This window comes from Nonomuraea sp. NPDC050540 (assembly GCF_044457485.1).
GTDB lineage: Bacteria > Actinomycetota > Actinomycetes > Streptosporangiales > Streptosporangiaceae > Nonomuraea.
Genome location: NZ_JBITHA010000021.1, coordinates 74,454 through 100,827 on the forward strand (window position 1 = coordinate 74,454; position 26,374 = coordinate 100,827).

At 73.5% G+C, this 26,374-nt stretch carries 10 protein-coding genes; all 10 read right to left on the reverse strand.

Features of this window, described 5'->3' with window-relative positions:
• Positions 1–9: 9 nt before the first annotated feature.
• Entirely contained in the window at positions 10–12,558 is a 12,549-nt protein-coding gene (locus tag ACIBI5_RS46035) for a hemopexin repeat-containing protein (RefSeq protein WP_397256869.1), read from the reverse strand.
• A 76-nt stretch (positions 12,559–12,634) separates the two neighbouring features.
• Entirely contained in the window at positions 12,635–13,297 is a 663-nt protein-coding gene (locus ACIBI5_RS46040; RefSeq protein ID WP_397096177.1) for a potassium channel family protein, read from the reverse strand.
• A complete protein-coding gene (locus tag ACIBI5_RS46045; RefSeq protein WP_397256871.1) occupies positions 13,290–14,654 on the reverse strand; it encodes a TrkH family potassium uptake protein in 1,365 nt (454 codons plus the stop codon). The genes ACIBI5_RS46040 and ACIBI5_RS46045 overlap by 8 nt, the downstream gene beginning before the upstream one ends.
• 85 nt (positions 14,655–14,739) lie before the next feature.
• Positions 14,740–15,972 (reverse strand): MFS transporter, encoded by a 1,233-nt coding sequence (locus ACIBI5_RS46050; protein ID WP_397256873.1) that lies wholly within the window; start codon positions 15,970–15,972, stop codon positions 14,740–14,742.
• 43 nt (positions 15,973–16,015) lie between these two features.
• The gene (locus tag ACIBI5_RS46055) at positions 16,016–17,242 is read right to left on the reverse strand and encodes a hypothetical protein (RefSeq protein WP_397256875.1); all 1,227 of its coding nucleotides are present in this window, start codon (positions 17,240–17,242) and stop codon (positions 16,016–16,018) included.
• On the reverse strand, positions 17,239–18,216 hold the full coding sequence (locus tag ACIBI5_RS46060; RefSeq protein WP_397256877.1) for a methyltransferase: 978 nt from the start codon (positions 18,214–18,216) through the stop codon (positions 17,239–17,241). Before ACIBI5_RS46060 ends, ACIBI5_RS46055 begins: the two co-directional genes overlap by 4 nt.
• 11 nt (positions 18,217–18,227) lie before the next feature.
• Complete coding sequence (locus ACIBI5_RS46065; protein ID WP_397256879.1) at positions 18,228–18,959, reverse strand: thioesterase II family protein; 732 nt, start codon at positions 18,957–18,959, stop codon at positions 18,228–18,230.
• Entirely contained in the window at positions 18,956–19,990 is a 1,035-nt protein-coding gene (locus tag ACIBI5_RS46070; RefSeq protein WP_397256881.1) for a Gfo/Idh/MocA family oxidoreductase, read from the reverse strand. Before ACIBI5_RS46070 ends, ACIBI5_RS46065 begins: the two co-directional genes overlap by 4 nt.
• Complete coding sequence (locus tag ACIBI5_RS46075) at positions 19,987–20,982, reverse strand: saccharopine dehydrogenase (RefSeq protein WP_397256883.1); 996 nt, start codon at positions 20,980–20,982, stop codon at positions 19,987–19,989. Before ACIBI5_RS46075 ends, ACIBI5_RS46070 begins: the two co-directional genes overlap by 4 nt.
• Positions 20,979–26,342: an amino acid adenylation domain-containing protein gene (locus ACIBI5_RS46080; protein ID WP_397256885.1), complete on the reverse strand. Its 5,364-nt coding sequence runs from the start codon at positions 26,340–26,342 to the stop codon at positions 20,979–20,981. The genes ACIBI5_RS46075 and ACIBI5_RS46080 overlap by 4 nt, the downstream gene beginning before the upstream one ends.
• Positions 26,343–26,374: the final 32 nt, after the last annotated feature.

Below are 26,374 nucleotides of genomic sequence, written 5' to 3' on the forward strand. Positions count from 1 at the left end.
CCGGTGGATCTACAGTGCCCGGTAGGTCAGGACGAGGCCGAGGCCGGCGAGCGCGTTCTTGTCGCCCTCCAGCACCAGCGCCCAGGGCGCGCCGAGGCCGAGGCCCGGGGTGCGCACCGGTTTGCCGTGCTCCAGCGCGAAGCGCGGGTCGCCGTTGACCAGGAAGCGGGCGGCGCCGCCGTCGAGGTCGTAGCGGGCGTAGACGCCGGTGATCTGGCGGCCGCTCATCCCGGGGAACAGCTCCGGCGTCAGCGGCAGCGTCAGCCCGCGCGTCTCCTCATCGGCCAGGAAGTCCTCCCACACGGCGGGGAAGTCGGCGGGCACGTCGAAGAACCGGGCGGCCGGGTAGGGGCGCAGCATGCCCCTGACCGCGTTGGCGAAGACCTCCCCGCCGGGCAGGGCCGTGTAGCGCAGGGTGATCATGACGTCGGCGAGGTCGGCCGGACGCCGGCCGGACAGCTCCAGCCGCCAGGTGGACACCGCGCCACAGCCCTCGAAGGGCAGGTAGCGGTCGTCGTCGTAGCGCAGCTCGAACAGGCCGTTGTTCTCCGTCCCCGGCTGCACGTGCGACAGCGCGACCTGCTGGCCGGGCCGCCAGTCCGCGCGCAGCGTGGCGGGCGGCGCGCCCTTGGGGTCGAGCAGGTACGCGACCGCCTTCGGGTCGGGCTCCTGCACGGTACGCCCGGACAGCTGGGCGAGGGTGGCGTTGACCGGCTCCGCGGCGTCGAAGGTGAGCGCGATCGTGCGCACGCGCCGCCGGTAGTGGCCGGGGAAGTCGCGGTCGAACATCGCCTCGCCGAGCGAGAACTCGCACCTGCCGGTGTCGCGCAGGCTGAGCAGCGCGAGCGGGTCGAGGTCGAGCAGGGACACCTGCCTGGTGATCTCCAGGTCGCGGCCGGCGCCGTCCAGGTAGGCCTTGCCGAGGCGGTCCAGGTCGAAGGCGAGGCTGTCGCCCGCCATCAGGCCGCCGCGCCTGCTGTCCCAGTAGACGGGCCGGATGTACGGCTCGCCCTCCCCGCCCTGCTCGTACCAGTAGGCGCGCTCGGCGGCGCGGCCCAGCTCGTGGGCCAGGTGGTAGGCCTGGAAGTACATGCCGGCCAGTTGCCCGGACATCCACTGGTACAGCTGCGCCCCGGCGAACTTCCCGGTGAGGAAGGACGCCACGGCCCGCTGGTGGGCGAGGTCCTGTTCGAGGATCTCCAGTTCGCGGCGCGCGGCGCCGAGCCTGAGCTTCTCCGCGGCGATCTGGTGCCCGAGCTGGGTCAGGTCGCTCTTGGCCAGGCCGAGCTGCAGGCGCCAGTCATCGCTCGCGCTCTCGTGCTCGGCGCGGACCCCGAGCAGCTCGCCGACCACGCTGAGTCCCTCGCCGAGGGTCGTGGAGATCTCGGCGGTCTGTTCGAGCGCGCCGCCGAGCTGGTCGCCGCCGTACTCCATGCCCATGATGAACGGGCCCACGAGCGCCTGCGGCGCCCCGGAGACCAGCGCGGCGGCGATCTTCAGCCCGCTGCCGGCGAAGTGCATGGCCGCCGCCGCGGCCATGACGTCGAGCTGCGCCCGCTGCGTCGGCGTGAGCCCGGTGGCGAGCAGCCGCTCGTAGTGGGTGGCCCGGTCCTTGGCGGCGGCCTTGCCCGCCTCCAGCTCGTTCAGGGTCTCGGCGGCGATGCCGACCTCCGCCTCCTTGATCGCGCGGGTGAGGTCGAGGATCGTGCCCTGCTGCCGGTTCTGCAGCAGCGCCAGCTCCTCGGCGTCCCGCCGTTCGAAGGCGCCGAGCAGGTCGGCGCCGAACTGGCGCAGCCTGTCGGCCAGCTCCTGCGCCTTCCTGAACACCACGGGGAAGCGGTGGTGCGGCACCGGAACCGTGAGCGCCGCCGCCCCGGCCCCGGCGGCCGCGCCGTTCGCGGCGGCGCCGCGCACCAGCGCCATGACGTCGGCGGGCGGCTCGAACAGCGGCAGCGGCTGAGCGATCCCGTGGATGTTCAGCGACCGCCTGATGTTGCGCAGCCGATCCTCCACCCGCGTCCAGTACGCGCCGAACTCGGCGTTCTCCGGCACGTGGAAGTACGGCTCCGCCACGCCCGCGTGCACCTCCCCCGCCTCCTTCAGCAGGCTGCCGCCGGCGGTGAGCTCGGCCGGCGTCGTGCCGTTCCGTGCCACCGGCAGCCGCGCGTACGGCAGCGCCGGCGACGGCGCCCCCGGCCCGTAGCCGAAGTCGCGCTCGCCGAGCAGGTCGTGGGCGAAGACGTAGAGCATCCTGGCCTCGTCGACGCTCTCCGCCGTGTGCCGGCCGAACAGCAGGTCGCCCCAGTCGAGCAGGTTGTCGACGTAGGCCATCACGACCCAGCGCCGGTAGGCGGAGGGCCGCAGCTCGGCGATGGCGTGGGGGTCGCACGGGTCGTCCATGTAGGCCTTCATCAGCGCGCCCCGGTCGCCCATGAGCGCGTACTGGCGGCCGAGGCGGCCCAGCATGCCGATCCGCTCGCGCAGCCGCCGCGCCGCCTCACGGGTCTGCGGCGTGGTGCCCTCCGGTACGGCCGGCCGTACCGTGGACAGGGTCGCGAGGAAGTCGAGCTCGCGGCCGTCGAGCTCGCGGTGCTGCAGGAAGGCCTCGTGCAGCGGTTCCAGGCGGAGCAGGTGCGGCTCCAGCTCGGCGGCCACCGCGTCCGCGGGCGTGCCGAGTTCGCGCAGGTCGGCGCGGCAGCCGTCGACGAGCGCGCGCACGTCGGCGGCCAGGAACGGCACGAAGCGCCAGTGCCCGCCGGGCTCGGTGGGGTCGAAGACGTATTCGTACCAGCGGCGGGCCTCCTCGAAGTTCTGGGCGCCGTTGAGCGCCTGCGCGATGAGCATGGGCGCGTGGAAGAAGATCTCCCAGTAGTACAGGCCGTTGGCGCTCTGGAAGTCCAGGTGCGTGCTGGCCGGCACGCCGGAGGGGAACACCTCGCCCTTGACCTTGATCGTGGTCGCGGTGGAGGCGTCGTCCGGGTCGGCGCTGAAGGCGGGCAGCTCGTCGATCTCCTGGGTCTCGGGGTCGAGCAGTGCCGGGACGCCGCCGGCCAGCAGCCGCCGGTTGAGCTCGTAGGCGGTGCTGGAGGTCAGGCGGACGATCTCGTGTGGCAGCGCCGCCCACTCGTACGGGCGCGGGATCGGCACGCCCTTCGGGTAGGCGGCGTAGGACTCGCCGGTGAAGACGTAGAGCAGGTCCTCGGTGTCGAGCACGCCGGAGATCGGGCCGGCGGGCAGCGAGCGCCAGTTCTCGCTGACGGGCAGCAGGGGCCGGAGCGTGCCGAGGTCCTGGCCGGGGCGGAGCCTGCCGTAGAGGGGGCCGGAGAAGACATAGCGGCGGAAGACGGCGTTGACCCGCGACGGGATCGGCTTGGGGTAGCCGGCGTCGACGTACTCGGGGACGCCGCCGTCCGCGGGCAGCGTGTAGCGGACGACCTCGAGCTGGGAGGTGAGGTAGAGGAAGTCGCCCTCGACGTGGGCGGACTCGACCGTGCCGCTCGAGTCGACGGCGGTCACGACGCGGCCGAGCTCGCGGGTCGGGCGGGTCCGGTCGCCGTCGGTGTAGGTGCCGGCCGCGTTGTCGAAGACGTACGTGCGGCCGCCGAAGGTGAAGGCGACGCGGTCGTCGGTGTCGTCGCGGCCGCTCACCGCGCGCAGGAAGCGCTTCACCGGCGCCTCCGCGCGGCGGCCCGGCAGCGGGATGAGCGTGCCGAGCGCGCCGGATCGGGCGTACCCGTCCTGCGACAGGAAGTGCTCGGTGTCGCCGGGGCCGCTGAAGGCGGCTTCGACCTTGCGCCACTGCGGGAGGTTCTCGATGTTGCCCGCCAGCGGCAGGGGGTAGCGGGGGTCGAGGGTGCCGAACGTGCGGCCGGTGTAGCGGTAGTACTGGTCGCCGGAGAAGAGGAAGACCTGCTCGCCGCGTACCAGCACCGCGTCGACGACGCCGGTTCTGAGCAGGTTGGTGGCGACGACGCCCCACCGGCCGGAGGTGGGCTGCGGGCTCGCCTCGCCGTTCCCGGACAGGACTGTGTAGCGCTTGGCGCCGTTGTCGAAGAAGTAGCGGTCGCCCGAGGAGGTCACGAAGCCCGCGTCGATCCGGTTCCAGGAGGGCAGCTCGCCGGGGGCGGAGCCGATCGGCCGGAGCTGTGGCTCGTCGCCCGGCACGGCGGTGATCGGCCGGCACAGGAAGCTGCCGCCCTTGTGGTCGACGCTCAGCCACGGGCCGTCCTGCGACCCGATGGGCATGTTGAACGGCACGACGCCCTCGGCGGCGACCTGCTCGTCGAAGATGTTCACCGGTTCCGCCGCCTTCGGGGGTGGCGCGACCGGCACGGTGGCGCGGCTGGCGTACAGCTCGGGCGTGAGCACGAAGGACGAACTCGTGGCCAGGCCTCCGGCCTGGTAGAAGCAGGTGATCACGATCGTGTCGTGCTCGCCCTCCGCCTGCCCCGGCACCGTACGCGAGGCCTGCACGGACAGGGACACCCCGGTGACCGGCTCGTCCCGCAGTTCCTCGACCGGCAGCTCCTGCGCCGCGACCCACTCCTCGGTGAGGTTGGAGAAGGAGTAGCGGATCCTGATCCGGTAGGAGGGCGGCGGCGCGCTCACCTCCCGCTTGCCGTCCTTCGTCTCCTCGGCGATGGTGGTCGTCGCGGTGACCGGCGGGGAGACGGTCTCGACGACCGGCCAGAACACGAAGATCCGGCCGAAGGCGTGCACGGGGTAGACCTTCTCGACGTCGATCTGCACGCCGGCCTTCTGCCAGGGCTGCCAGGTGGCCGAGAGCCGGTCGCGGTCCCTGAACTCCGCGGTCCGGCAGTAGTAGCGCATCGGAGCGGTCCTCGTGCGGCCGAACAGCACCAGCCGCCGCTCGCCGGGCAGCGCGCCGTCCGCGGTGTAGACGTAGCCGCCGGCGATGGCCAGCCGCGAGACCTCGGTGTACTCGTCCAGGTAACGCTTGTAGGCGCGCCGTACCCCGTCGTCGGTGATCTCGCCCTGGAGCAGCTCGTCCTCCAGCACGCGGAAGGCGGGAGTCTTGCCGCCGCGCAGCTCGGGCCGCAGGTAGTTCTCCGGGTGCAGGAAGACCTTGCGGTTGGCCTCCCAGAGCCGGTAGTTGCGCATCCAGGCCCACCACGTCCTGATCCGCCGCCTGACGGTCTCGGGCTCGCGCCCGGCGGGCAGGCTCACCCGCTCCAGGTCGAGCAGGTAGCGATGCAGGTAGAGCTGGGTGGCCGCGATCGCCTCGCGCACGGGCGAGGTCCTGCCCGCCGCGCCCATCTCAACGTCGATGAGCAACCGCTCGAACAGCTCCTTCGGGGTACGGCCCGCCGCGACGCAGGCCAGGAGCGCGTCCCGCCGGAGCACGTTGAGCTCGTCGCGCACGGTCGCCGACAGCGTGGCCCAGCCGGGCCGCCGGGCCAGCAGCCGTTCCAGCGCGTCGCCGGCGGCGCCGAGCCGTCCCGTGCGCACCGGCTCCCAGACCTCGGCGTGCAGCCGCGACGGCGGCGTGCCCATGCGCCCGGCGACGGTGAACAGCGTGTCCAGGCGCAGCAGGAACTCGATCTCGAAGCGCGACTCCTCGGCCGTGACCGCGTGCAGGAGCGCGGTGTTGCGCCGCGCCCAGCGCACCTCGTCGAGGTCCCAGCCGAACAGGCCGGACAGGAACGTGTACGGGTCGGCCCCGCCCTTCTCCAGGAAGTCCGCCAGGCCGGGGCGGGAGCCGGCCAGCCGGGCGAAGGCGGCGATCGTGTGCAGGTCGCTCAGCCGGTAGTCGGCCGCGTCGGCCCAGCGGTGGCGTACCTCCTGCGGGAAGGTGCGGTCGATCCCGGCGAAGCCGGGGCCGGAGTAGCGGACGAAGCGGCCCTGCTGGAGCAGGTAGGTGCGCTCGTGGAAGGAGAAGGCGGCGTCGGGGCCGCGCTCGAAGGCGCCGGGCAGGTCGCCCCAGTCGTCCTGGACCGTGCGCGGGTAGCCCGTCTCCACCTGGTCGAGCACGCCGGGGGCATAGCGGACGTACTGTCCGGCGCGGAAGGCGTAGATCTCCCCCGCCGGGGTGGCGAAGGCGGCGTCTATCGCGCCGGTGAAGGCGTTGCGCACCCGGCCCCACGTCCCGGCGACCGGGCGGACCCGGCCCTTGTCCAGGTAGTTCCTGCCCTTGAACAGGTGGACGCCGGCCGGCGCGGCGAAGGCGGCGTCGATTCCGTCCTGGAAGTCCGGCGGCAGGTCGCGCAGGCCGGGCAGCTCGCCGGGGAGCCCGGCGGCGATCGTGCGCGGATAGCCGTCGTCCACGTGGGCGAAGGCGGTGCCGGTGTAGCGGACGTACTGGTCGCCGGAGAACAGGTAGGTGCGCCCGCCGCTGACCAGCGCCGCGTCCACCCGGCCCCGCTCGGCCAGGACGTTGCGGACCCGGCCGAGCTGCCCGAGGCCGTCGGCGGCCGTCGCCGTCCTGGCGGCCACGTGGCAGGCGCCGCCGGCGAAGACGTAGACGTTGCGCGGATTGGCCAGCACCGCGTCCACGCGCTCGATGTCGTCGAACGCCTCGGGCAGGGCGGCGAAGGCCTCCTCGGCGCGCAGGTTCCCGGCGATCGGCCTGGGGTAGCCGGGGTCGGCGTAGCGGTACTCGGGGCCGGTGTAGCGGACGTAGCGGGGGCCGGAGAACAGGTAGGTGTGGCGGCCGGTCACCACGGCGGCGTCGATCGTGCCGCCCGCGGCCACGAACGGGTTGCGGGACCTGCCCCACCGCTCGCGGATGGGGGCGGGCGGCTCGCCGTAGCGGGTGTAGTGCTCCTTGAAGAAGAAGTACGTGGCGCCGTCGGCGGCGGTGAAGGCGGTGCGCAGGGCGTCGCCCGGTTCGAGGTCGCGGTCGTAGCCGGGCCAGATGCGTTCGACGGGGCGCGGGTAGGACCAGTGGCCGGCGCGCTCGTCGTACTGGACGCACTGCTCGCCGTACAGCAGGAGCATGGTCTGGCCCTGGAACAGGACGGCGTCGGGGATCGGGTGGCCTTCGACGCGGTAGTGGTCGGGGACGTCCCAGAAGCCGGAGTCGGCGGTGCCCGGGTAGCCGAGGTCGGGTTCTGCGTAGCTCGTGCCCGAGTAGGCGAGGTAGCGCGTCTTGCCGCCCTGGTCGGGCTTCTCGAACAGGTAGGTGGTGCCGTTCCTGACGTAGGCGAGGGCGACGCCGGTCAGGCCGCCCCAGTGGGCGGCGATGGGCTGGGGGTCGGCGTCGGTGACGGTGGCGGCGCCGCTGTAGGAGACGAACTGGTCGCCGCTGAAGAGGTACGTCTTCCCGTCCCGGCCGACGAAAGCCGCATCGACCGTGTTGTCATGATAAATGCGGTTATAGGGGTGGCCCCACTCCTCCGCCAGCGGGTACTCCCTGCCCAGCCGGACGTTGAGGCACGCGGTCCCCTTGAACAGGTACGTCGTGCCGTCGGCACCGTTCAGCACCGCGTCGAGGCCGCCGCGGAAGGCGTCGGGGACCGGGCGCAGCGTCCTCGGGCGGGCGAGGTCACCGTCTCCCGCCGGCCCCGCCTCGATCGACGGGAGGTGGCGCCACACGCCGTCCCGCTCGGCCATGATCGCGCCGTCCTCCAGGAAGGCGCAGGTCACGGGGACTCCGTCGTAGCGGCGGTAGAGGGTGTCCGAGACGACGTGGCACCGGTCGCCGTGGAAGAGGTAGACGTTGCGCCGGTCGGCGAAGGCGGCGTCCAGGCCGTCGAGCGGCGTCCGCAGGCCGGACAGACGCGGCTCGCCGGACAGCGCCGACAGGGCGCGCGGGTAGCCGTCGTCCACGACGTCGAAGCGGTCGTCGGTGTAGCGGACGTACTGCCCGCCGGAGAACAGGTAGGTGTGGCGGCGCGGTGTCTCGACGTCGCCGACCCGTTCGACGACCTGCGTGACCAGCGTCGCGTCCACCCGCCCGGTCCTGGCCAGGGTGCAGTCCACGTTGCCCCAGAAGGAGGCGACCGGCGCCGGATAGCCGTCGTCCGCCTGGGTGTAGTCGGCGCTCGAATAGCGCACGTAACTACGCTCGCCGAAGACGTAGGTGCGGCCGTCCATGCCGACGAACGCCGCGTCGACCTGGCCGAACGGCAGGCTGTCCCAGTGCTCGCGCAGCCCGCGCGGCTCCGACCACCAGCGCCGCTTGTTGTCGTGGACCACGAACCGGCCGCCGGAGAACAGGTAGGTGAGGTTGTCGCGGCCGGTGAACACCGCGTCCACCGCCATCGGCTGGGGCAGGTTCCACCAGTTGTCCGACACCGGCTTGGGGAAGCCCTCGTCGGGGACGGTGTAGTCGCGCCCGGAGTAGCGGACGTACTGGCCTTCGCCGAACAGGTAGGTCTTGCCGTCCAGGACGAACGCCGCGCCGACCCGCGTCAGGCCGCCCCAGTCGCCCGCGACGCGCCGGGGGTAGCCGAGGTCGATCGTGGTGTAGTCGGCGCCGGAGTAGCGGATGTACCTCTCGCCGCCGAACAGGTACGTCTTGCCGTCCAGGCCGACGAAGGCCGCGTCGACCCTGCCGTCGCGAAGCGCGGGCTCGATCACGCCCCATCGCTGCGCCGCCGGGACGGGCCGGTCGCCGCCCGAGACGGCCATGCCGTCCCTGAACCGGTGCAGGGTGCCGGAGGCGTCGGCGAAGGCGGCGTCGAACTGCTCCTCGGCGCGGCGCGGGTAGCCGTCGTCCACGTGGACGCCGTCGTTCTCGATGCTGTCGGTGTAGCGCACCACCTGGTCGCCGCGGAACAGATAGACCTTGCCGCGGTCGGTGTAGGCGGCGTCGACGCCGGCGGCGCCGTCGAAGGCGTTGCGCACCAGGCCCCACGTCCCTGCCACCGGTGTGCCCTCGCCCTGCTCCTCCTGGCTCACGGGCTCGGCGTCCCCGGTCGTGACGTGCCAGGTGCCGCCGGTGAAGGTGTAGGTACGGCCGTCGCCGCCGTAGAACTGCGCGTCGATCCCGGGCGCGGCGGCACGCGGGAAGCCCTCGTCGGCGAAGCCGTAGTCCTGGCCCGAGTAGCGCACCCGCTGGCCGCCCGCGACCAGGTGCACCCGGCCCGCCGCGTCCACGTGGGCGCTGTCGATCCTGGCCGGGTCGTCGAAGGCGTTCGCGACCTTGCCCCACTGCTGTTCCCTCGGCACCCAGCGGGTGCTGCCGTGCCCGCGGGTGAAGGAGCGGGAGACGCGGTCGGGGCCGTGGGCGACGATCCACTCCTCGCCGTCCGGCAGCGCGAAGGCGGCGTCCACCTCGTCCAGCCCGGCGAAGCGGGGCGACAGCTCGCTCAGCGGGTGCGTCACCTCGTCGGTCCTGGCCAGGGTGCCGGCGGAGTAGAGCAGGTAGTGGTCGCCGACGAAGACGTAGACGTGGCCGTCGGAGCTGTCCAGGAGCGCGTCGACGCGCTCGGTGCCGGGCGGCAGCACCAGCGGCTCGGGGAACTTGCCGACCAGGTCCTGGTCGTGGAAGGCCACGGCCACCTCGGCCGGGTCCAGGCCGAGCTTGGCCGCCAGCAGCGCGAACCGCCGCACGCGCCGGTGCGTCAGCCGGAACCGGGTGTCGGCCGTGCCCTCCAGCGCGGGCGGGACCAGGATGTCGAGCGCCTCGTCCATGCCGCCGGCGACGGCCGCGCAGATCGCCTGCGCGGTGTCCGCCGGGACGCCGAGCGCGTCCTGGAGCACGTCCGCCAGCGCCGCCCGCTGCCGCCCCGCCTGCCTGGCCAGCGCCGCGCCGACCTCGGCCATCGCGGCCGCCGTTTCCGTCGCCGCCGTGTGCAGCAGGAAGAACACGTCCTTGGCGTAGTCCTCCAGGCCCTCGATGGTGAAGTCGAGCGCCGCGGCCACGTTGCCGAAGAAGTCCAGCCGCTCCAGCGGTACGGCCAGCCCGTCGTCCAGGTCGCCCCGCTCGACGAGCAGCCCGATCAGGCCGTCGCGCTCGCCCTCGTCGAACCCCAGCTCCGCCAGCGCGGCCGGATCGAGCCGGTAAGGCCGCTGCCCGGCCCGGATCTCCTCCAGCCGCGTCCCGGCCGTCGCCACCTCGGCCGCCGTGAACCCAGCCGTGAACCCAGCCGTGAACCCGGCCGTGAGCCCTGTCGTGGACCCAGCCGTGAGCCCCGTCGTGGACCCGGCCGTGGTCGCCGCCGTGGACCCCGGCTGCCCGTCCGCCGGAGCCGCGCCCCCGGCGTCCAGGACCCACAGGGGCAGGCCGTCGTCGGGCGCCGGAGGCTCTCGCAGCGCGGCGGTGAGGGCGCCGAGCACGCGCCGGGCGACGGCCTCGTCGGCGACCGGGGCGAAGTCATCGGCGGTGAAGGTGAACAGCTCCGCCCTGAACGCCGCGATCTGCCCCTGCACGGCGTCGAGGATGGCCCGCCGGTGCGGGTAGAACTCCAGCGCCAGCGTGAAGTCCGCCGGCCGGAGCCGGGCCAGCGCCGCCTTGTCCACGTAGACGCCGTCCTCGTCCAGGTAGCCGTTGAAGCGCAGGCTGGGGAGGGGGTCGTGCCCGCCGTACAGGCCGAGTTCGGCGGTGAGGGGCTCGGCGGCGAACCGCTCGGCCCGCTCGCGCAGGACCCCGAGCACGGCCGCCTCCACGTCGCCGAGCCCGGCGTTGACCTCGACCGGCCCCAGCACGCTCCCCTCGGCGTCGACGACGCCGTTGAACAGCAGGTTGTCGTACAGCTCCGCCCGCTCCGCCTCCGACAGGCCGGGCAGGCCCGCCAGGTCCGACGGGTACAGCCGTCCCCCGCCCGCCTCGGCCAGCGCGGCGACGGCCTCGGCGTGCGCGCCGAAGTCGCGGGCCAGGGGCCGGTCATCGACCGGCCCGGCCAGCAGGCCGCCGTCGGCCAGGCGGCCGGTCAGGACCAGGTTCGCGAAGATCTTCCCGGCCAGCCGCTCGCCCAGGCCGAGCCCGGTGAAGTCCTCCTTGGTGATCACCGCGAGGTCGTGGACGGCGTCGTAGGCGGCGGCGCGTACGGCGGCCGGGTCGAGCTTGAGCAGGCGGGGGTCGTGGCGGGAGACCACGCCGTCGTCGTAGGCGGCGAGCACGTCGTGCACGACCTGCGCGGCCCGCTCGCCGAAGCGCTCTCCGGCGAAGATCTTGGGCTCCAGCGCGACCCGTGCGAAGCGCTGGGCGAGCGCCGCGAGCAGCGCCTCCCGTTCGGCCGCCTCTTCTGGCGGCCCGTCGAGCACGTCCTTCAGCTCCCGGCCGCCGAACCCGGTCTCCCGCATCCAGGTCGCGAGCGCGTGGAGCGTCTCGACCAGCCAGAGCGTGTCGGCGGGCGCGCCGCCCTCCAGGACGCGGTGGAGGTTCTGCGTGCCGGGACCGCGGCCGCTCAGCACGGGGAAGGCGGTGTGCCGGTCGAGGGCGGGGTCGCTTTCGAGGGCGTCCAGCAGGTCGAAGAGCTCGGTGACGGAGACGCCCAGCGCGCCGGCCAGCAGACCGGCCCGGTGCGGCAGCGTCAGCGCCCGCCAGGTCTCCTGCGGCCGGTCGAAGGGGCCGGGATCGGTTTCGCCGTGGCGGGCCCGGTAGCGGGTGACGATCTCGGTGAGATCGCTCTCCGGCAGGCCGGCGGCGTGCGCGAGGTCGTGCCGGTACTGCTTGTTGTGCGCGCCCAGCAGGTCCCCGGTCCATGCTCCGAGCCCGGCCAGCGCCGCGCCCGCCGCGTACTCCTCGCGGGGTTCCGTGCGGATCGCGGCGGGCGACACCAGGACGCAGAGCTCCTCGACGCCGAGCCCGAACGCCTCGCGCAGGCGGGCGAGCGCCGCGACGACGCGCACCGCCGCCGCGTCCACCCGCGCCTCGTTGCAGGTCCGCAGCGCCAGGTCGAGGTCCGTCAACGTCCATCCGGTACGGCGGGCCAGCCGCACGAACCGGTTCACCAGATCCAGCCACTCGACCGGCAGGGCCCCCTCCGCCCCGTCCCACAGCAGCCGGGTCCGGGTGGCGTCGGCCGAGACCCGCGTCCCGGGCAGCCCCAGCAGTTCCCCGAGTTCGGCGGTGCCGAGCCCGAGCGCGCGCCGGAAGCGCTCGGGCTCGTGCAGGTTCGCGACCGGATCCCGGTTCCCCAGCCCGTACAGCCCCTTGACCCCGTTCGCGCCGGTGACCGGCGTGATGATGACCTCGACATCCTCGGCGGACAGCCCGAGGTGGAGCCGGGCGGCGAGACTGTGACCGGCGGCGCCGGTGAACAGCCGCGCGAACTCGACCGGGTCCACCCCGAGGTGGCGCAGGTGGTTCTTCACCCGCTCGTGGTCGATCGAGAACGGCAGCGCCAGGGGGTGGCGCCGGTCCAGCAGTTCCTCGTACGGCGGCTTGCCCTCGACCAGGCGCTCCAGCACCCGGTTGACGATGTCGAGGTACGGGACCGGGGTGAAGGTGTTGCCCGCGTCCAGCGGGATCTCGCCCAGGTCGGGTCGCCGGTCCAGGATCGGGACGCGGCCGAAGGCGCCTTCCATGAGCCGGAAGAGCTCGACCAGGTAGGCCGCGGGCGAGCTGACGGTCCGCGCCTCCTCCCCCTCCCGGAAGTCGAGCTGTCCGAAGAGCTGGGCATAACTGGGCAGCGATCCGTCTGCGCGCACGCGATCCCCCTACGTCTGACGCCCGGTGGTCGGCCGACTCATGTTCCGTCGCGGCAGCGGGGAGGGATACTGGCGTTTACGGTAGTTCGGCGAACCGTTCGACGTCCTCGGTGCGGCCCGACACCAGCACCACGTCGCTGTAGACGAGTTCGGTCTCGGCGGTGGCGTAGGTGAACTCCTCGTTCTCGCTCTTGACCGCGACGACGGTCACGCCGTACTTCTTGCGCAGGCTGGAGCGGCCGAGCGGGACGCCGGTGTACTCCTTCGGCGGCCTGCTCTTGATGAGCGCGAAGTTCTCGTCGACCTGCATGTAGTCGAGCATCCGGCCGCTGACCAGGTGGGCGACGCGCTCGCCCATGTCGTGCTCGGGGAAGACCACGTGGTGGGCGCCGATGCGGCGCAGGATCTGGCCGTGCTGCTCGCTGACGGCCTTGGCCCAGATGTCGTCGATCTCCAGCTCGGCCAGCAGCGAGGTGGTGAGGATGCTGGCCTCCAGGTCGCCGCCGATGGCCACGACCGCGCGGTAGAAGTCGGGGACGCCGAGCTGGTTCAGCGTCTCCATGTCGGTGGCGTCGGCGGTGGCGATGTGGGTGATGCGCCCGGCCAGCGACTGCCCGACCTTGGGCCGGTTGTCGATGGCCAGCACCTCGGTGCCGCGCCGGGTGAGCTCCAGCGCGATGGCGGTGCCGAAGCGGCCGAGGCCGATCACCACCACCGGGTCGCTGTTCTTGTCAGCCAACGAGAACCCTCTCCTCCGGGAGTTCGTAGCGTCGGGTGCGCTCCTGCATGGCCAGGGCGGTCCCCAGGGTGAGCGTGCCCGTCCTGCCCATGAACATGAGCAGGGTCAGGACGATCTGTCCGGCGGGCGAGAACTGCGCGGTGATGCCGGTGGACAGGCCCGTCGTGGTGAAGGCCGAGATCACCTCGAAGAGCACCTGGTCGAGGGCGAACGGGCTGATCACCAGCAGCACGTACGTGGCGACCACGACGACGGCGACGCTGAGCAGGCTGATGGCGATGGCCTGACGCTGCACGGAGTCGGGCACCCGGCGGTGGCCGATGTTGACCCTCGGCTCGCCGCGCAGCTCGGCCCAGATGACGAACGCGAGCACGCCGAAGGTGGTGACCCTGATGCCGCCCGCGGTGCTGGCGCTGGCGCCGCCGATGAACATGAGGACGTCGCTGACCAGCAGGCTGGAGGTCTCCATCTGGCCGATGTCGACCGAGTTGAGCCCGGCCGAGCGGGTCATGGTGGAGGCGAAGAAGGCGGCCAGCAGCTTGCCGCCGTCATCCAGCGGGCCGAACGTCTTCGGGTTGTCCCACTCGGCCACCAGCAGGAACAGCGTGCCGATCGCCAGCAGCGCCAGCGAGATCCAGACGGTCAGCCTCGTCATGATGGACCACGAGCCGGGACGCCGCCAGGTGCGCATGAGCTCGAAGACCACCGGGAAGCCGAGCCCGCCGACGATGACGGCGGCCGAGGCGGTCAGGCTGATCCACGGGTCGGCCACGAACCTGGTCAGGCTGTCGGGCCACAGGGCGAATCCGGCGTGGTTGAAGGCCATGATGCTGTGGAAGACGCCGTAGTAGGCGGCCTGGCCGAACGACTCGCCGTACCCGATCATCCAGCGCCCGGCGAGGACGGCGGCGAAGACCGCCTCGCAGGTGAGGCTGAAGACGACCACGCGGCGCGCGATCGAGCGCACGTCGGCGACGCTCAGCATGCTGGTCTCGGCCTGGGCGAGCAGCCGGAAGCGCAGGCCCACGCGGCGGCCGACGATCACCGCGAACAGGGTCGCGAACGTCATGATGCCGAGGCCGCCCACCTGCACGAGCCCGGCGATGACCACCTCGCCGAAGACCGACCAGTGCGACTGGGTGTCCACGATGGCCAGGCCGGTGACGGTGACCGCGGAGGTGGCGGTGAACAGCGCCTCGACCGCGGTGGCGTCGGCGCCGACGGTGGAGATCGGCTGCATGAGCAGGAACGTCCCGGCGAGCACGAGCAGGCCGAAGGAGGTCACCACGACCTGGGCCGGGTGATGGAAGCGGGAAAGGACGGCGGCCGTCCAGCGGGCACGCCTGCTGAACGCCATCACGGCCGGCTTCTCGCCCCGTGTACGCCCGGCCGGCCTCCCGTCGCCACCATGGCGCCGATCCTAGCCACTCCCCGGCCATCCTCTAGCGCTGGGTGAGGCTGTCCTCGGGCTCCTCCGCCCCGGCGCCGCCGCGTCGCAGCAGCCTGACCACGTACGGCCCGGCCAGCACCGCCAGCACGATCACCCCGGCGGTTCTGGCCAGCCCGGCGTACCCGAGCCACGACACGATCGTCCCGGCGGCCAGCGCCCCGGCGGCGGCGGTCAGCTGCATGAGGAAGTCGGAGGCGCCCTGGGCCATTGGGCGGCGCGGCACCGGGATGGCCGTGGTCAGCACGATCGACCCGGCGATGAACCCGGCCGACCAGCCCGCGCCCAGCAGCACGAGCCCGGTTCCGACGAGGACCGGCCCGTCTCCCGACTGCAGCACGACGGCCGCGGCCACCTGCAGCAGCAGTCCCGCCGCCAGGAGCCGTCCGGGCCCGATGCGGTCGGCCAGCAGGCCGGCCAGCGGTCCAGGCAGGAACATCGCGGCCACGTGGAAGCTCACGACGACGCCGATCACCTGGAGGCCGGCGCCGCGGTGGTACAGGTGGATGCCGGCCATGTTCATGAGCGCGATCATGACGGCGTGCACGGTCACCAGGCCCACCAGGCCGTGCCGGGCGGCCGGGATGGCGAGGACGGTGCGCACCGCGCTCCGCAGGGGGATCCGTTCCGGCGCGGCGACCAGGCTGAGCGGGTCGGGGCGCAACCCCAGCGCGACGACCAGGGCCCCGAGGACGAGCAGCACGGCGGTCACGACGAACATCCCGGTCATCGGCGGCAGTCCCGGGATGACCCGGTCGGCGAGCGGGATGAGCAGCGGCCCGGCCACGCCTCCGGCCAGCGAGGCCCACTGCAGCAGGCCGAGCGCCCGGCCCGGCCGTTGCGCCAGGTCGGTGGCGGCGAAGCGGGCCTGCAGCCCGGCCGCGATGCCGCCGCCGGCCAGCAGGCAGCCGGCCAGGAACAGGGGGAAGGCGTCAAGGTGGTGGCCGGGCACGATCAGCAGCACCCCGGCCCCGCTCAGCAGGGAGCCGGTGGCGATGCCGGCGCGGCGGCCGTGCCGTACCGCGAGGGCGGCCAGCACGATCGTGAACACCATCGCCCCGGAGGTGACGAGCGCCTGGGAGAGTCCCGCGAGCGTCTGCGATCCGGTCATCTGCTCGGCGAGCAGAGGCAGGACGGGGCTGAGGACACCCATGACGATGGTGCCGATGACCTGGGAGAAGAGCAGGACGACGAGGGTTCGCCGCTGGACGAGCCTGATGTCGGTCATGTCGTCCATGCTGGGGTGTGGCGCGCCTTGGGGCATAGGTGCCTTAGGGGGTGGCGGTGGTGAGCTCCTCGGCGGGCCGGCGCAGGCGCCGGAAGGCGGGGACGAGGACCGGCAGGAGCAGCAGCCCCAGGGCCCCGGCGATCATGAAGGTGGGCCCGAAGCCGAGCGCTCCCGCGATCGCCCCGGCCAGGCCGCCGGCCGCGGCGTTGCCGAAGGCCTCGGCGCAGTAGAGCAGCGTGTAGTCGGTCCCGGCCTGGCCCTGGTCGGACACGGCCATGAACAGGGCGTACACGGTGACCGCCGCGGACGTCACGAACAGGTAGCCGAGCGCCTGGGCGACGATCGGCACCACGATGCCGTCCCCGGCCAGCAGGAGCCAGGCGCCGAGCCCCAGCCACACCACCGCCGACAGCGCCAGCGCGGTGAACAGGTACCGGTGGAAGCCGAGCTTCACCGTCAGCCTGGGCGCGACCACGGCCCCGGCGATCGAGACGGCCGTGACGGCGGTCGCCGCCGTCACCGAGATCGTGGTGTACGAGGCCCCCTGGTGAACCAAGAGGCTGCTGACCAGCCCGTAGCCCATCATGAGCGGCAGCTTGTAGGCCGCCGACAGGGCCAGCAGCCCCCAGGAGCCCTGGCGGCGCAGGAAGCGGCGGATGGAGGCGCGCTCGGCGGCCGGCTCCCCCGCGTCGGCGCCGAAGTGGGCGCGCGACAGCCACAGCGGCGCGAGTCCGGCCAGGAGCAGCAGCACCAGGCAGGCGACCGTGCCGGGCCAGCCGAGCAGCGCGTAGGCCAGCAGGGTGCCGCTGCCGCCCGCCACCAGGCCGACGGAGAACGCGCCGCCCTGGACGGCGTTGGCGCTCAGCCATCCGCGTCCGGCCAGCCGGGTGACGGCGAGGGCGTCGGTGGCGATGTCCTGGGTGGCGAACAGGATGTTGAGCACGAACAGTACGGCCAGCAGCCAGGTGAAGTCGCGCACCGGGTCGACCGCGAGCAGGACCGCGGCCGCGGGAACGGCGGCCAGCTGGCAGGTCAGGACCCAGCCCGCCCGCCGGCCCGCGCCTAACCGCACCGGCGGCGTGCGGTTGTCGATCTGCGGCGCCCACAGGAACTTCAGCGCCCACGGCATGATGAGCACGCCCAGCATGCCCAGCTGGCCGAGCCCGACGCCGGCGCCGTAGAGGATCGCGGGCAGGGCGACGAGGGAGAAGCCCACGGGCACGCCCTGGGCGAAGTAGAGGCCGGCCAGGACGGGCAGCAGTCGGTTCACGTGGTCTCCATGACGGCGTTCAGCAGGCTCATGCCCAGGGGCAGCTCGGTGACGTACTCGATGGTCAGCCCGGCCTGGCCGAGCAGGGCGCGGTACTCGGGCAGGGTGCGTTCGCGGCCGTCGGTCATGACCATCATGTGGAGGTCGAAGGCGGCGGGCAGCAGGGCGTCGGCGCCGGCCACGCGCTCGATGACGAGCAGCCGGGCGCCGGGCGGCATGGCCTTGGCGCAGTTGGCGAGGATGGCGGCGCACTGCTCGTCGTCCCAGTCGTGCAGGACGCGGGAGAGCATGTAGACGTCGCCGCCGTCGGGCACGGCGGCGAACAGGTCGCCGGCCACCAGTTCGCAGCGCTCCAGCACGCCTTCCAGGTGCGGCCCGGCCGTGGCGATCACCTCGGGCACGTCGAACAGCACGCCGCGGGCCTCCGGTACGGCACGCAGCACCTCGGCCAGCAGGGCGCCGGTGCCTCCCGCCAGGTCGACCACGGTGCGGGCGCCGGTGAAGTCGTGCTTCTCCGGGACGCGGCGGAAGTACAGGGTCCCGGCCGCCATGCCGGCGTTGAACTCGGCCGCCTTGTCCGGCTCGTCCGCCAGGTAGTCGAAGACGGGCCGGCCGTACACGTGGTGGAAGCCCTGCTCGCCGGTGGTGACGTTGCTCTCCAGCGCGGCCCAGGAGGCGGTGAAGTAGTCCGAGGCGTACAGGGCGGCCAGCGGGCCGAGCTGGTCGCGGCGCAGCAGGGCGCCCATCTCGGTCAGCGCGAAGCGCTCGCCGCGCCCCTCCAGGATCCCGGCCGCCGCCAGCAGGCGCAGCAGCCGGGTGAGGGCGCCCGGGTGCACCTGCAGGGCCTCGGCCAGGTCCGCGGCGGTGCGCGGGCCGTCGGCCAGCGCGTCGGGGATGCCGAGCCTGGCCGCGACGTTGGTCGCCTGCGCCACCCACCCGCCGGTGAGAATGCGCATGAGCTCGTTCTCGATCATGGTGGTGCTCCTCAAGGAGTGGACGGCGGCGCGGCGGCGAGCATGGCCCGCATGACGTCCTCCCGCCGGTCCTGCAGGTAGAAGTGGTCGCCGGGCAGGGTGCGCAGGGTGAAGCCGCCGCTGGTCAGCTCGGCCCAGCGCGCGGCCTGCTCGGCGCTCACCTCGGGGTCGTCCGCGCCGACGAGGGCGAGGACGGGGCAGTCGAGCGGGGCGTCGTGGCGGTGCCGGTAGGTCTCCTCCAGCCGGTAGTCATGGCGTACGGCCGGCAACACCAGCTCCCTGATCACCGGATCCTCCAGCAGTTCCGGGTCGGAGCCGCCCAGCCTGCCCAGCTCGGCGGCCAGCTCGTCGTCGGAACCCAGGTGGGCGCCGACGGCCACCCGTTCGTGGGCGGCGTGCCGTCCGGAGACGACCAGGGCGGCGACGCCGCGGCCGCGGGCGCGCAGCTCGCGGGCGCTCTCGTAGGCGATGAGCGCGCCGAGGCTGTGCCCGAAGAGCACGGCGGGCCGGTCGAGCAGCGGCGTCATCGCCTCGGCGACCTGCTTGGCCAGCAGGGCGACGCTCTCGGCGAACGGCTCGCCGGACCGGTCGGCCCTGCCCGGGTACTGCACGGCGCGCACCTCGGCCCCGGGCGAGCCGCGATGCCAGAGCCGGAAGAAGGCGGCGCCGCCTCCGGCGTGCGGGAAGCAGAACACGCGCAGCGCGGCGCCGGGGCGGACGTCGTAGCAGTGGAAGGGGTTCATGCGATCTCCTCGGCGGCCAGCGGCCTGGGCGGTTCCTGCGTGAGCAGGTCGGGGCGGCCGATGGTCCTGGTCAGGTCGAGCCAGACGCGGCCCAGCGTCAGGTGGTACTGGCCCTGGCTCAGGGGGTCGCCGTCGCCGGTGACGGCGTCGTGCAGGCCGGTCAGCGCCCGCCGTACCCCCTCCGGCCACAGGCGGGTGACGACGTCGCGGAAGGCGGGCGCCTCGGCGGGCCCGAGCACGGTGGCGCTGGGCAGTTCCAGGCCGGGGCCGCCGGTGGCGAAGCGGCCGTCGTCCTCGCGGCCGACGTACATGCGGGGGCTCCACACCAGCGGGCCGTGGGTGTTGACCAGCGTGAGGCTGCCGCCCTCGGCGCCGAGCGTGATCCGGTGCAGCAGGTGCAGGTGGGCGTCGGGGTCGTTGGGGGCGATCTGGTTCTGCACGCGCAGTGTGAGCGGCACGCCGCCGAAGCTGCCGCTCACGCTGGTGAACGGCGCGCCTGGCGTGGCCGCGGCGAACGACCAGGGGCGCGGCGAGCCGAGCGCCTGCCCGAGGATGTCGAGCAGGGCGTAGGCGACGTGGACGCTGCAGGCCGCGTCCACGTACAGCGGCTGCTGGAGGGCGCGCAGCCTGCGGGCGGCCTCGACGAAGCGGCGGACCGGCTCCAGGTGCGGGTAGAGGGTGTTGAGGTGGTGCACGACCCCGGCCGACCTGGCGGCGCGCAGGACGCGGGCCAGCTCGTCGGGGTGCACGGGGTGCTCCTGGAGCACGTGCACGCCCTGTTCGAGCAGCGCCGCGGTCAGCTCCGTGCCGTCGCCGCCGACCACGCCCGAGCGCACGACGACGCAGGCGGCGTCGGCCACCTCGGGAACCTGGCCGGGGCGGGTCAGCAGCGGGACGCCGTGCTCGCGGGCGCGGGCGGCCGACCTGGCGCTGCCCTTGGCCAGGATGCCGGTCAGCTCGAACGGCCCTTCGCGCAGCGCGTCCAGGTAGACCTGGCCGAACGTGGTGCCGCAGACCACGATCCGCTTCACAGCTCGCCCTCCTCGATCGGCGGAGCGTGCGGGTCCAGGGGCGCGACCGTCGTGCTCAGCTCGGCCTGGGCCACGGGCGCGATCGCGCTCAGCACGGCCGCGGGATCGAGCACGTCCGCCGCGTAGTGCGTGCCCGGTCCCGGCCCGCCGGCCAGGACCGTGCGCGCCGCGTGTGCCGCGACGGCCGCGGTGAGCGCGGAGGTGTCCGTGGTGCGCAGGGCGAGAGTGCGGATGCCCCCCTGAGCATCACTCCCTTGAAAAAGCATGACATAGTACGGTGTACGTCCCGCAAGTTCGAGAGCCGCGGCCCGCTCCAGGTCGGCGGCCGATCCCTGCGCGAGGGCCAGCACCCGCTCCCGCGAGGTCACCGTGTACCAGCGCGACTCCCCCACCCCGAGCCGGCGGGCCACCCGTTCCGCCTCGGTGGTCAGGTAGGGGTGCAGGTTCACCCGCTCGGGGAAGTACGGCAGCTCCACCTCCTCGGCCGGGCTCAGCGCCCGCGAGACCCGTACACCGCCGCGCCAGGCGGCCAGCGCCTCCCCGTACCCGCCGGACAGCAGGACGTCCTCGGCCGCGGCCGGGGTGAGGCGGTCGCGGCCGCCGGTGAAGACGTCCAGGCGGGCGGCCGTGCCCGGCTCGGCCAGCAGGCGCGGGAGCAGGCCGGACAGGCCGGGCAGCATTCCGGCGGACACGATCGCGGTGCGGCCGGCCGTACCGGATCGGGTGAGCAGGTCGTGCAACGGGTCGTCGCCGGCGGCGTCGACGTAGTCCGCGCCCGCCGCGAAGGCGGCCCGCGCGACGCGGTCGCCCAGCCGGTGCGAGGGGCCCGCGCAGTTGACCACGACGCGGCAGCCCGTGCAGAAGGCGGCCAGCGCGTCCGGGTCGTAGGCGTCGGTGCCGCCCGACCTGCTGCCCCGGCGGACCTCGTGGTCGTCCAGCAGGGCGGCGACGGTACGGCCGACGGCGCCCGATGCGCCCAGCACGCCGATCACCGGGCGATCCTGCGGGCGACGGCGGCGGCGTGGGCGGGGTCGAGGCAGGTGAAGTGGTCGCCGTCGACGTCCTCGACGGTCAGGCGGCCCAGGCACAGCTCGCGCCAGAAGGCGGTCATGTCGTCCTGCAGAGTGGGCACCAGGTTCGTGACGCCGCGCTGGCGCAGGAAGGTCAGGTCGCCCGCGTACGGCTCGGGGTCGTAACGGGTGACGGCGGCGAAGCTCTGGCGGAAGACGCGCAGCGCGCCGTCCACGTCCGTGCCCGCCTCGCGGGACAGGGCGGCCACACGCTCCTCGCGGGGCGTGGCGGCCAGGGCGGCGAAGGAGCGGCCGGTCTCCCCGCCCAGCCCGGCCAGCGCGCCCTGCCCGACCAGGCCGGGCGAGCCGGCCAGCACCTCGCGCAGGGCCCCGGCCAGGTCGAGTGGCGGGTAGCCCAGCCGGGCCGGGTCAATGCCACTGGCCTGAGCGAAGCCGTACTCGATCATGAGATCGTCCTCGACCCGGTAGGGGAAGCGGGAGCTGCTGATCACGGTGAGGCGCTCGACGCGCGCGCCGCTCTCGGTGAGGTGGCGGGCCAGCTCGGTGGCGATCAGGCCGCCCATGCAGTAGCCGATCACCTCGAAGCGGGTGGCGCCGTCCTTGAGCAGGTGGCGGGCGTAGGCGGCGGCGAGCGTCCCGACGGCGGTGGCCGGGTCCAGTTCCAGGTATCCGGCGAGGTCGGCGACGGCAACCCCGACGAGGGGCGCGCCGTCGCCGAGTTCGCGGATCAGCGCGCGGTAGGGGGCCAGCGTGCCGGAGCCGTCGTGGACCAGCACGCGGGTCGCACCGCTCCCCTCCGCCAGCCTGACCAGCGGCGAGGCCGCCGTCGTGCCGCGCTCCCGATCCTCCTGTTCCTCCCTCAGGTGTACGGCCAGCGCCGCCACGGTCGGCTGGTTGATGAGCCGCCTGACCAGGCTGTCCCAGTAGAGGCCGGGCGCGAGCGTCTCCCTGATCCGCCCGGCCAGCTTGGTGACCAGCAGCGAGTCTCCGCCGAGCAGGAAGAAGTCCTGGTCGCGGCCGACCTCGGGCAGGCCGAGCACCTCCGCCCACAGGGCGGCGAGGCCGCGCTCCAGCTCGTCGCGCGGCGCCTCGCCCGCGGCGGCCGACGGCCCGGCACGGCCGGGCACGAGGGCGGCCAGCGCGGCCCGGTCGAGCTTGCCGTTGCCGGTCAGCGGCAGCGTGTCGACGACCTGGACGGTGGCCGGGATCATGTACTCGGGCAGCCGCTCGGCCAGGAACCCGCGCAACTCCGCCAGATCGACCACGGCGCGGTCGGCCGGGAAGCGGGCGGCGAACACGCACTGCCCGAGTGCCGCCAGCGGCTCGTCCCGGCCGGGCAGGCAGGCGTAGGCGGTGGCGCCGGCCTCTTCGAGCAGTGCCAGCCACTCCTCGCGGGTGGTGAACGTCCTGGGCCGGTCGTGCGGGTCCATGAGGAACTCCATCGAGGCCATGATCTGCGCGTGGTCGCGCGTGGTCTCGATGAACACCAGCCAGCCGCCCGGTGTGAGCAGTTCGCGGAAGCGGGCCAGGACCGCGGCCCGGTCGTGCGCGTTGTGCAGGACGTTCGCCGCCACCACGACCTCGAACGCGTTCGGCGCCAGCCCCTGGGCGCGGTGGTCGGCGTTCAGGTCGAAGATCCCGTAGCGGACCCACGGGTGCTCGGCGAAACGCTCGGCCGCCTCGTCCAGGAAGAAGCGGGACAGGTCGGTGAACAGGTAGTCCACCTCGTGTCCCGCCAGCTCGGGGATGAGCTCGGCGCTGGTGCCGCCCACGCCCGCGCCCACCTCGAGCACGCGCAGCGCTCCCCTCCCGCGCTGCGCGTGCTCGCCGGCAAGATGGCCGAGGACGTGCCTGGCCACGCCGTTGACGTAGCGGCTCAGGACGTTGTCGCGGTAGGCGCCCTCGGCGGTGCGGGTGGCGGCCTCGGGGAAGAGCAGGTCCCTGGCCTCCAGTTCGCCCCGCATCAGCTCGGGCAGGCGGGCGGTGCCCTGCTTGAGGAAGGCGATCAGCTCGTCGCCGTAGTCGAGGTCCTCGGTGAGCTCCTCGACCCGCCGCCAGGCCGTGTCCAGGGCTGGGCCTTCGCGCAGGCGGTGGTAGCGGCCGGTCACCGGGTCCAGGTCCAGGCGGCCGCGCTCGTGCAGCGCGGCCAGCCAGCGCCGGATCAGCCCGTGGTGCCGGGGAACGACCCCGGCCCGCTCCAGCACCTCCCTCACATCATGGCCCGCACCCTGCCCGCCTGTGCCCTGGTCGTCGAACAGGCCGGCCGTGCGCAGCGCGGCGGCCATCGCGGTCATGGCGATCTCCTCCAGCGTGGCGGCCACCTCGACCACCGCGCCGGTGTCCACCCGCTCGGCTGCGGGCGGGGCGGGCAGCGACGCCTGCTCGTCGTCCTGCTTCCGTACGGCCTGCGCGAATCCCAGCAGGCGGCGCTCCATCGGCCCGTCGCCGTCGGCGATGACGGCCGCGGCGGCCAGCGACGGGTGGGCCAGCAGCGCCGCCTCCACCTCGGCCAGCTCGATGCGGTGGCCACGGACCTTGACCTGGAGGTCCTCGCGGCCCAGGAACTCGATGTTCCCGTCGGGCCGGTAGCGGCCCAGGTCGCCGGTCCGGTAGAGGCGCTCGCCGCCGTGGTGGACGAACCGCTCGGCCGTTCTCGCCTCGTCGGCCCGGTAGCCGAGCGCGAGTCCGGCGCCGCCGATGTACAGCTCGCCCGGCACCCAGTCGGGGCACGGTCGCATCGCCGGGTCGAGGACGTGGAAGCTCTGGTTGGCCAGCGGCCTGCCGTACGGGACGCTGGGCCAGCCCGGCGGTTCGCCGTCGATCGGGTGGAAGATCGACCAGACGGCCGCCTCGGTGGCGCCGCCCAGGCTGATGAGGCGGAATCCGAGCAGCCGGCCGCGTACCAGGCCGGGGAGGGTGAGCGGGATCCAGTCGCCGGACAGCAGCCCGAGCCTCAGGGACGGCAGGTCGAGCGCGGGCTCGGCGTCCAGGTAGTGCTGGAGCATCTGGAGCTGGGCGGGCACCGAGTTCCACACGGTCACGCCGTGCTCGGCGATACACGCGGCCCAGTGCGCGGGGTCGCCCCTGCGGGCCGGGTCGGGCAGCACGAGGGCGGCGCCGGTGGCCAGCGTGCCGAAGACGTCGTAGACGGACAGGTCGAAGCCGAGCGCGGCCAGGCCCAGGACGCGGTCTTCCTCGTGGACGCCGAAGCGGGCGGTGATGTCGTCGAGGGTGTTGCGGGCGGCCCGGTGGCTGACCACGACACCCTTGGGCGTGCCGGTGGAGCCGGAGGTGTAGATCACGTAGGCGGCGTCATCGGGATCACCCGGGGTGTTCACGACAACGCCGTTGTCCTCAGTGAGGCTGGTGTTTCCTGTGACAGCGGTGGTTTCGGTGGTCGCGGTGGTCGCGGTGGTTTCGGTGGTTTCGGTGGTCGCGGTGGTTTCGGTGGGGAGCAGGACCAGGCGGGCTCCGGCGTCGGCGAGGATCCGGTCGCGGCGGGCCTGGGGCTGGGTGGTGTCGAGGGGCAGGTAGACGCCGCCCGCCAGGAGCGTGCCGATGACGGCGGCCACCTGCTCGACGCCCTTGTCCATGGCCACCGCCACGGTCTCGCCCGGTGTCAGGCCGCGTTCCCTCAGCGCCCCGGCCACCTCGGCGGCCCTGCGCAGCAGTTCGCCGTAGGTCACCCGCTCCGCCGGAGTGATCACGGCGGTCCGGCCGGGCGCCTGGGCGGCCTGGCGCAGGAACGGCTCGTGGAGCAGGCCGTCGGGCAGCGGGGCCGCGGTGGCGTTCGCCTCGTCCCGCCGCCGGCGCTGGGCCGGGGGCAGGTCCACGGGCGAGTACGCCGCCCAGGTCTCCGGCGCGGCCAGCCGCGGCAGCAGGCCGATGAACGCGGCGAACATGTCGTCCACCACCCCGTCCGGCAGGATCCCCTCGCGGACGTCCCAGTTGACCAGCAGTTCGCCCCGGTGTTCCTTGACCTGGCAGTCGATCCACACCTGAGGTGTCTGGCTGATGCCGTAGCCGGGCCGCCCGCGCTCCGCCTCGTCCTGGCCGAGCCCGATGGCGCTGGTGAACACGACCGGCATCAGGCTGGCGGCCCTTCCCCGCCGCCTGGCCAGCTCCCTGATGACCTCGATGCCGGTGTGCCGCCGATGCTCCAGGTCGTCGAAGAGCTGCTGGCCGACGGCCCTGGCACGCTCGCCGAACGGGGCGCCGGGCGTGGTGTCGACGGCCAGGAGGTTGAGCGAGGTGAAGTCGCCGACCACCCCGCCGATGCCGGGGTGCAGCTCGGGCCGGTCGAGGAGGGTGAGGTTGAGCGTGAAGCGCGGACGGCGGCTCCACCGGCCGACGACCTCGGCGTAGGCGGCCAGTACGGCCTGCGACGCCGTAACCCCCTGCCCGGAGGCCCGCTCCCGCACCGCGGCCCAGACCTCGGCCCCGACCACGCTCTCCCACCGCCGGAACCGCCCAGGCCCACCGCTCAGCGCGGGCAACTCGGGCAGTTCGGGCGCGGCGGGCAGGTCGTCCAGCCGGGCCTGCCAGTAGGCGCGATCACGCTCGTAGCGGGTGCTCTCCCGCCGCGCCCGCAGCGCCAGCACACAGTCACGGAAACTCACCGGTACGGCGGGCAGCCCCGCCTCCGGATCATCATGCAACCCCTGAAACTCCCTCAAAAGCACCTGAATGCTGACATAGTCAGAAATAAGAAGATCAATGGAGGCGTGCAGGACCGCGCCCTCGTCCGTCAGCGTGATCCGCAGCTCGAACAGCGGCCACGCCCCCGCCGGGTAGACGGTGTGCCCCATCTCCTCGCGGATCGCCGCGATCGCCGCCCCGGGATCCACCCCGCGCAGGTCCGTCACCCGGATCTCGTAGTCGGGCACCTCCGGCAGCACCTGCTGGTAGCCGTCGGCGTGCACCACGGCCCGCAGCATGTCGTGCCGCTCGATCAGCGCCCGCCACGCCGCCTGCGCCCGCACCGGGTCCAGTTCGGCGAAGGTCACCTCCACGTACCCGTGACAGGCGACCCCGCCGTACCCGAACGCGTCGTTGCGCCCCAGCAGATAGGCCTGCTGCACGTCCGTCAGCGGGAACGGCTCGAAGCGCCCCGCCGGATCGGCCGTCAGCACCTCCGCCGCCGCCTCGCGCCGCAGAATTTCCAGGAGTTCCCCCTTGACGGCCTGGACCGCCGCGCGCCGCTCGGGCGTCAGCGCGCCCTTCGGCGCGCGGAACCGCAGCCGTCCATCGTCCTCCCACAGCCTGATCCCCGCCGTCTCCAGCTCGGCGATCAGCTCGTGCACGGCAGGCGGCCCGCTCACGGCGCCCCCGCCTCTCACAGCGGCACCTCCAC

Excerpts from the sequence above, each read along its gene's own strand:
- ACIBI5_RS46065 (WP_397256879.1), bottom strand. The coding sequence starts at position 18,959 with ATGAACCCCTTCCACTGCTACGACGTCCGCCCCGGCGCCGCGCTGCGC.
- ACIBI5_RS46060 (WP_397256877.1), bottom strand. The coding sequence starts at position 18,216 with ATGATCGAGAACGAGCTCATGCGCATTCTCACCGGCGGGTGGGTGGCG.
- ACIBI5_RS46045 (WP_397256871.1), bottom strand. The coding sequence starts at position 14,654 with ATGGCGTTCAGCAGGCGTGCCCGCTGGACGGCCGCCGTCCTTTCCCGC.
- ACIBI5_RS46050 (WP_397256873.1), bottom strand. The coding sequence starts at position 15,972 with ATGACCGACATCAGGCTCGTCCAGCGGCGAACCCTCGTCGTCCTGCTC.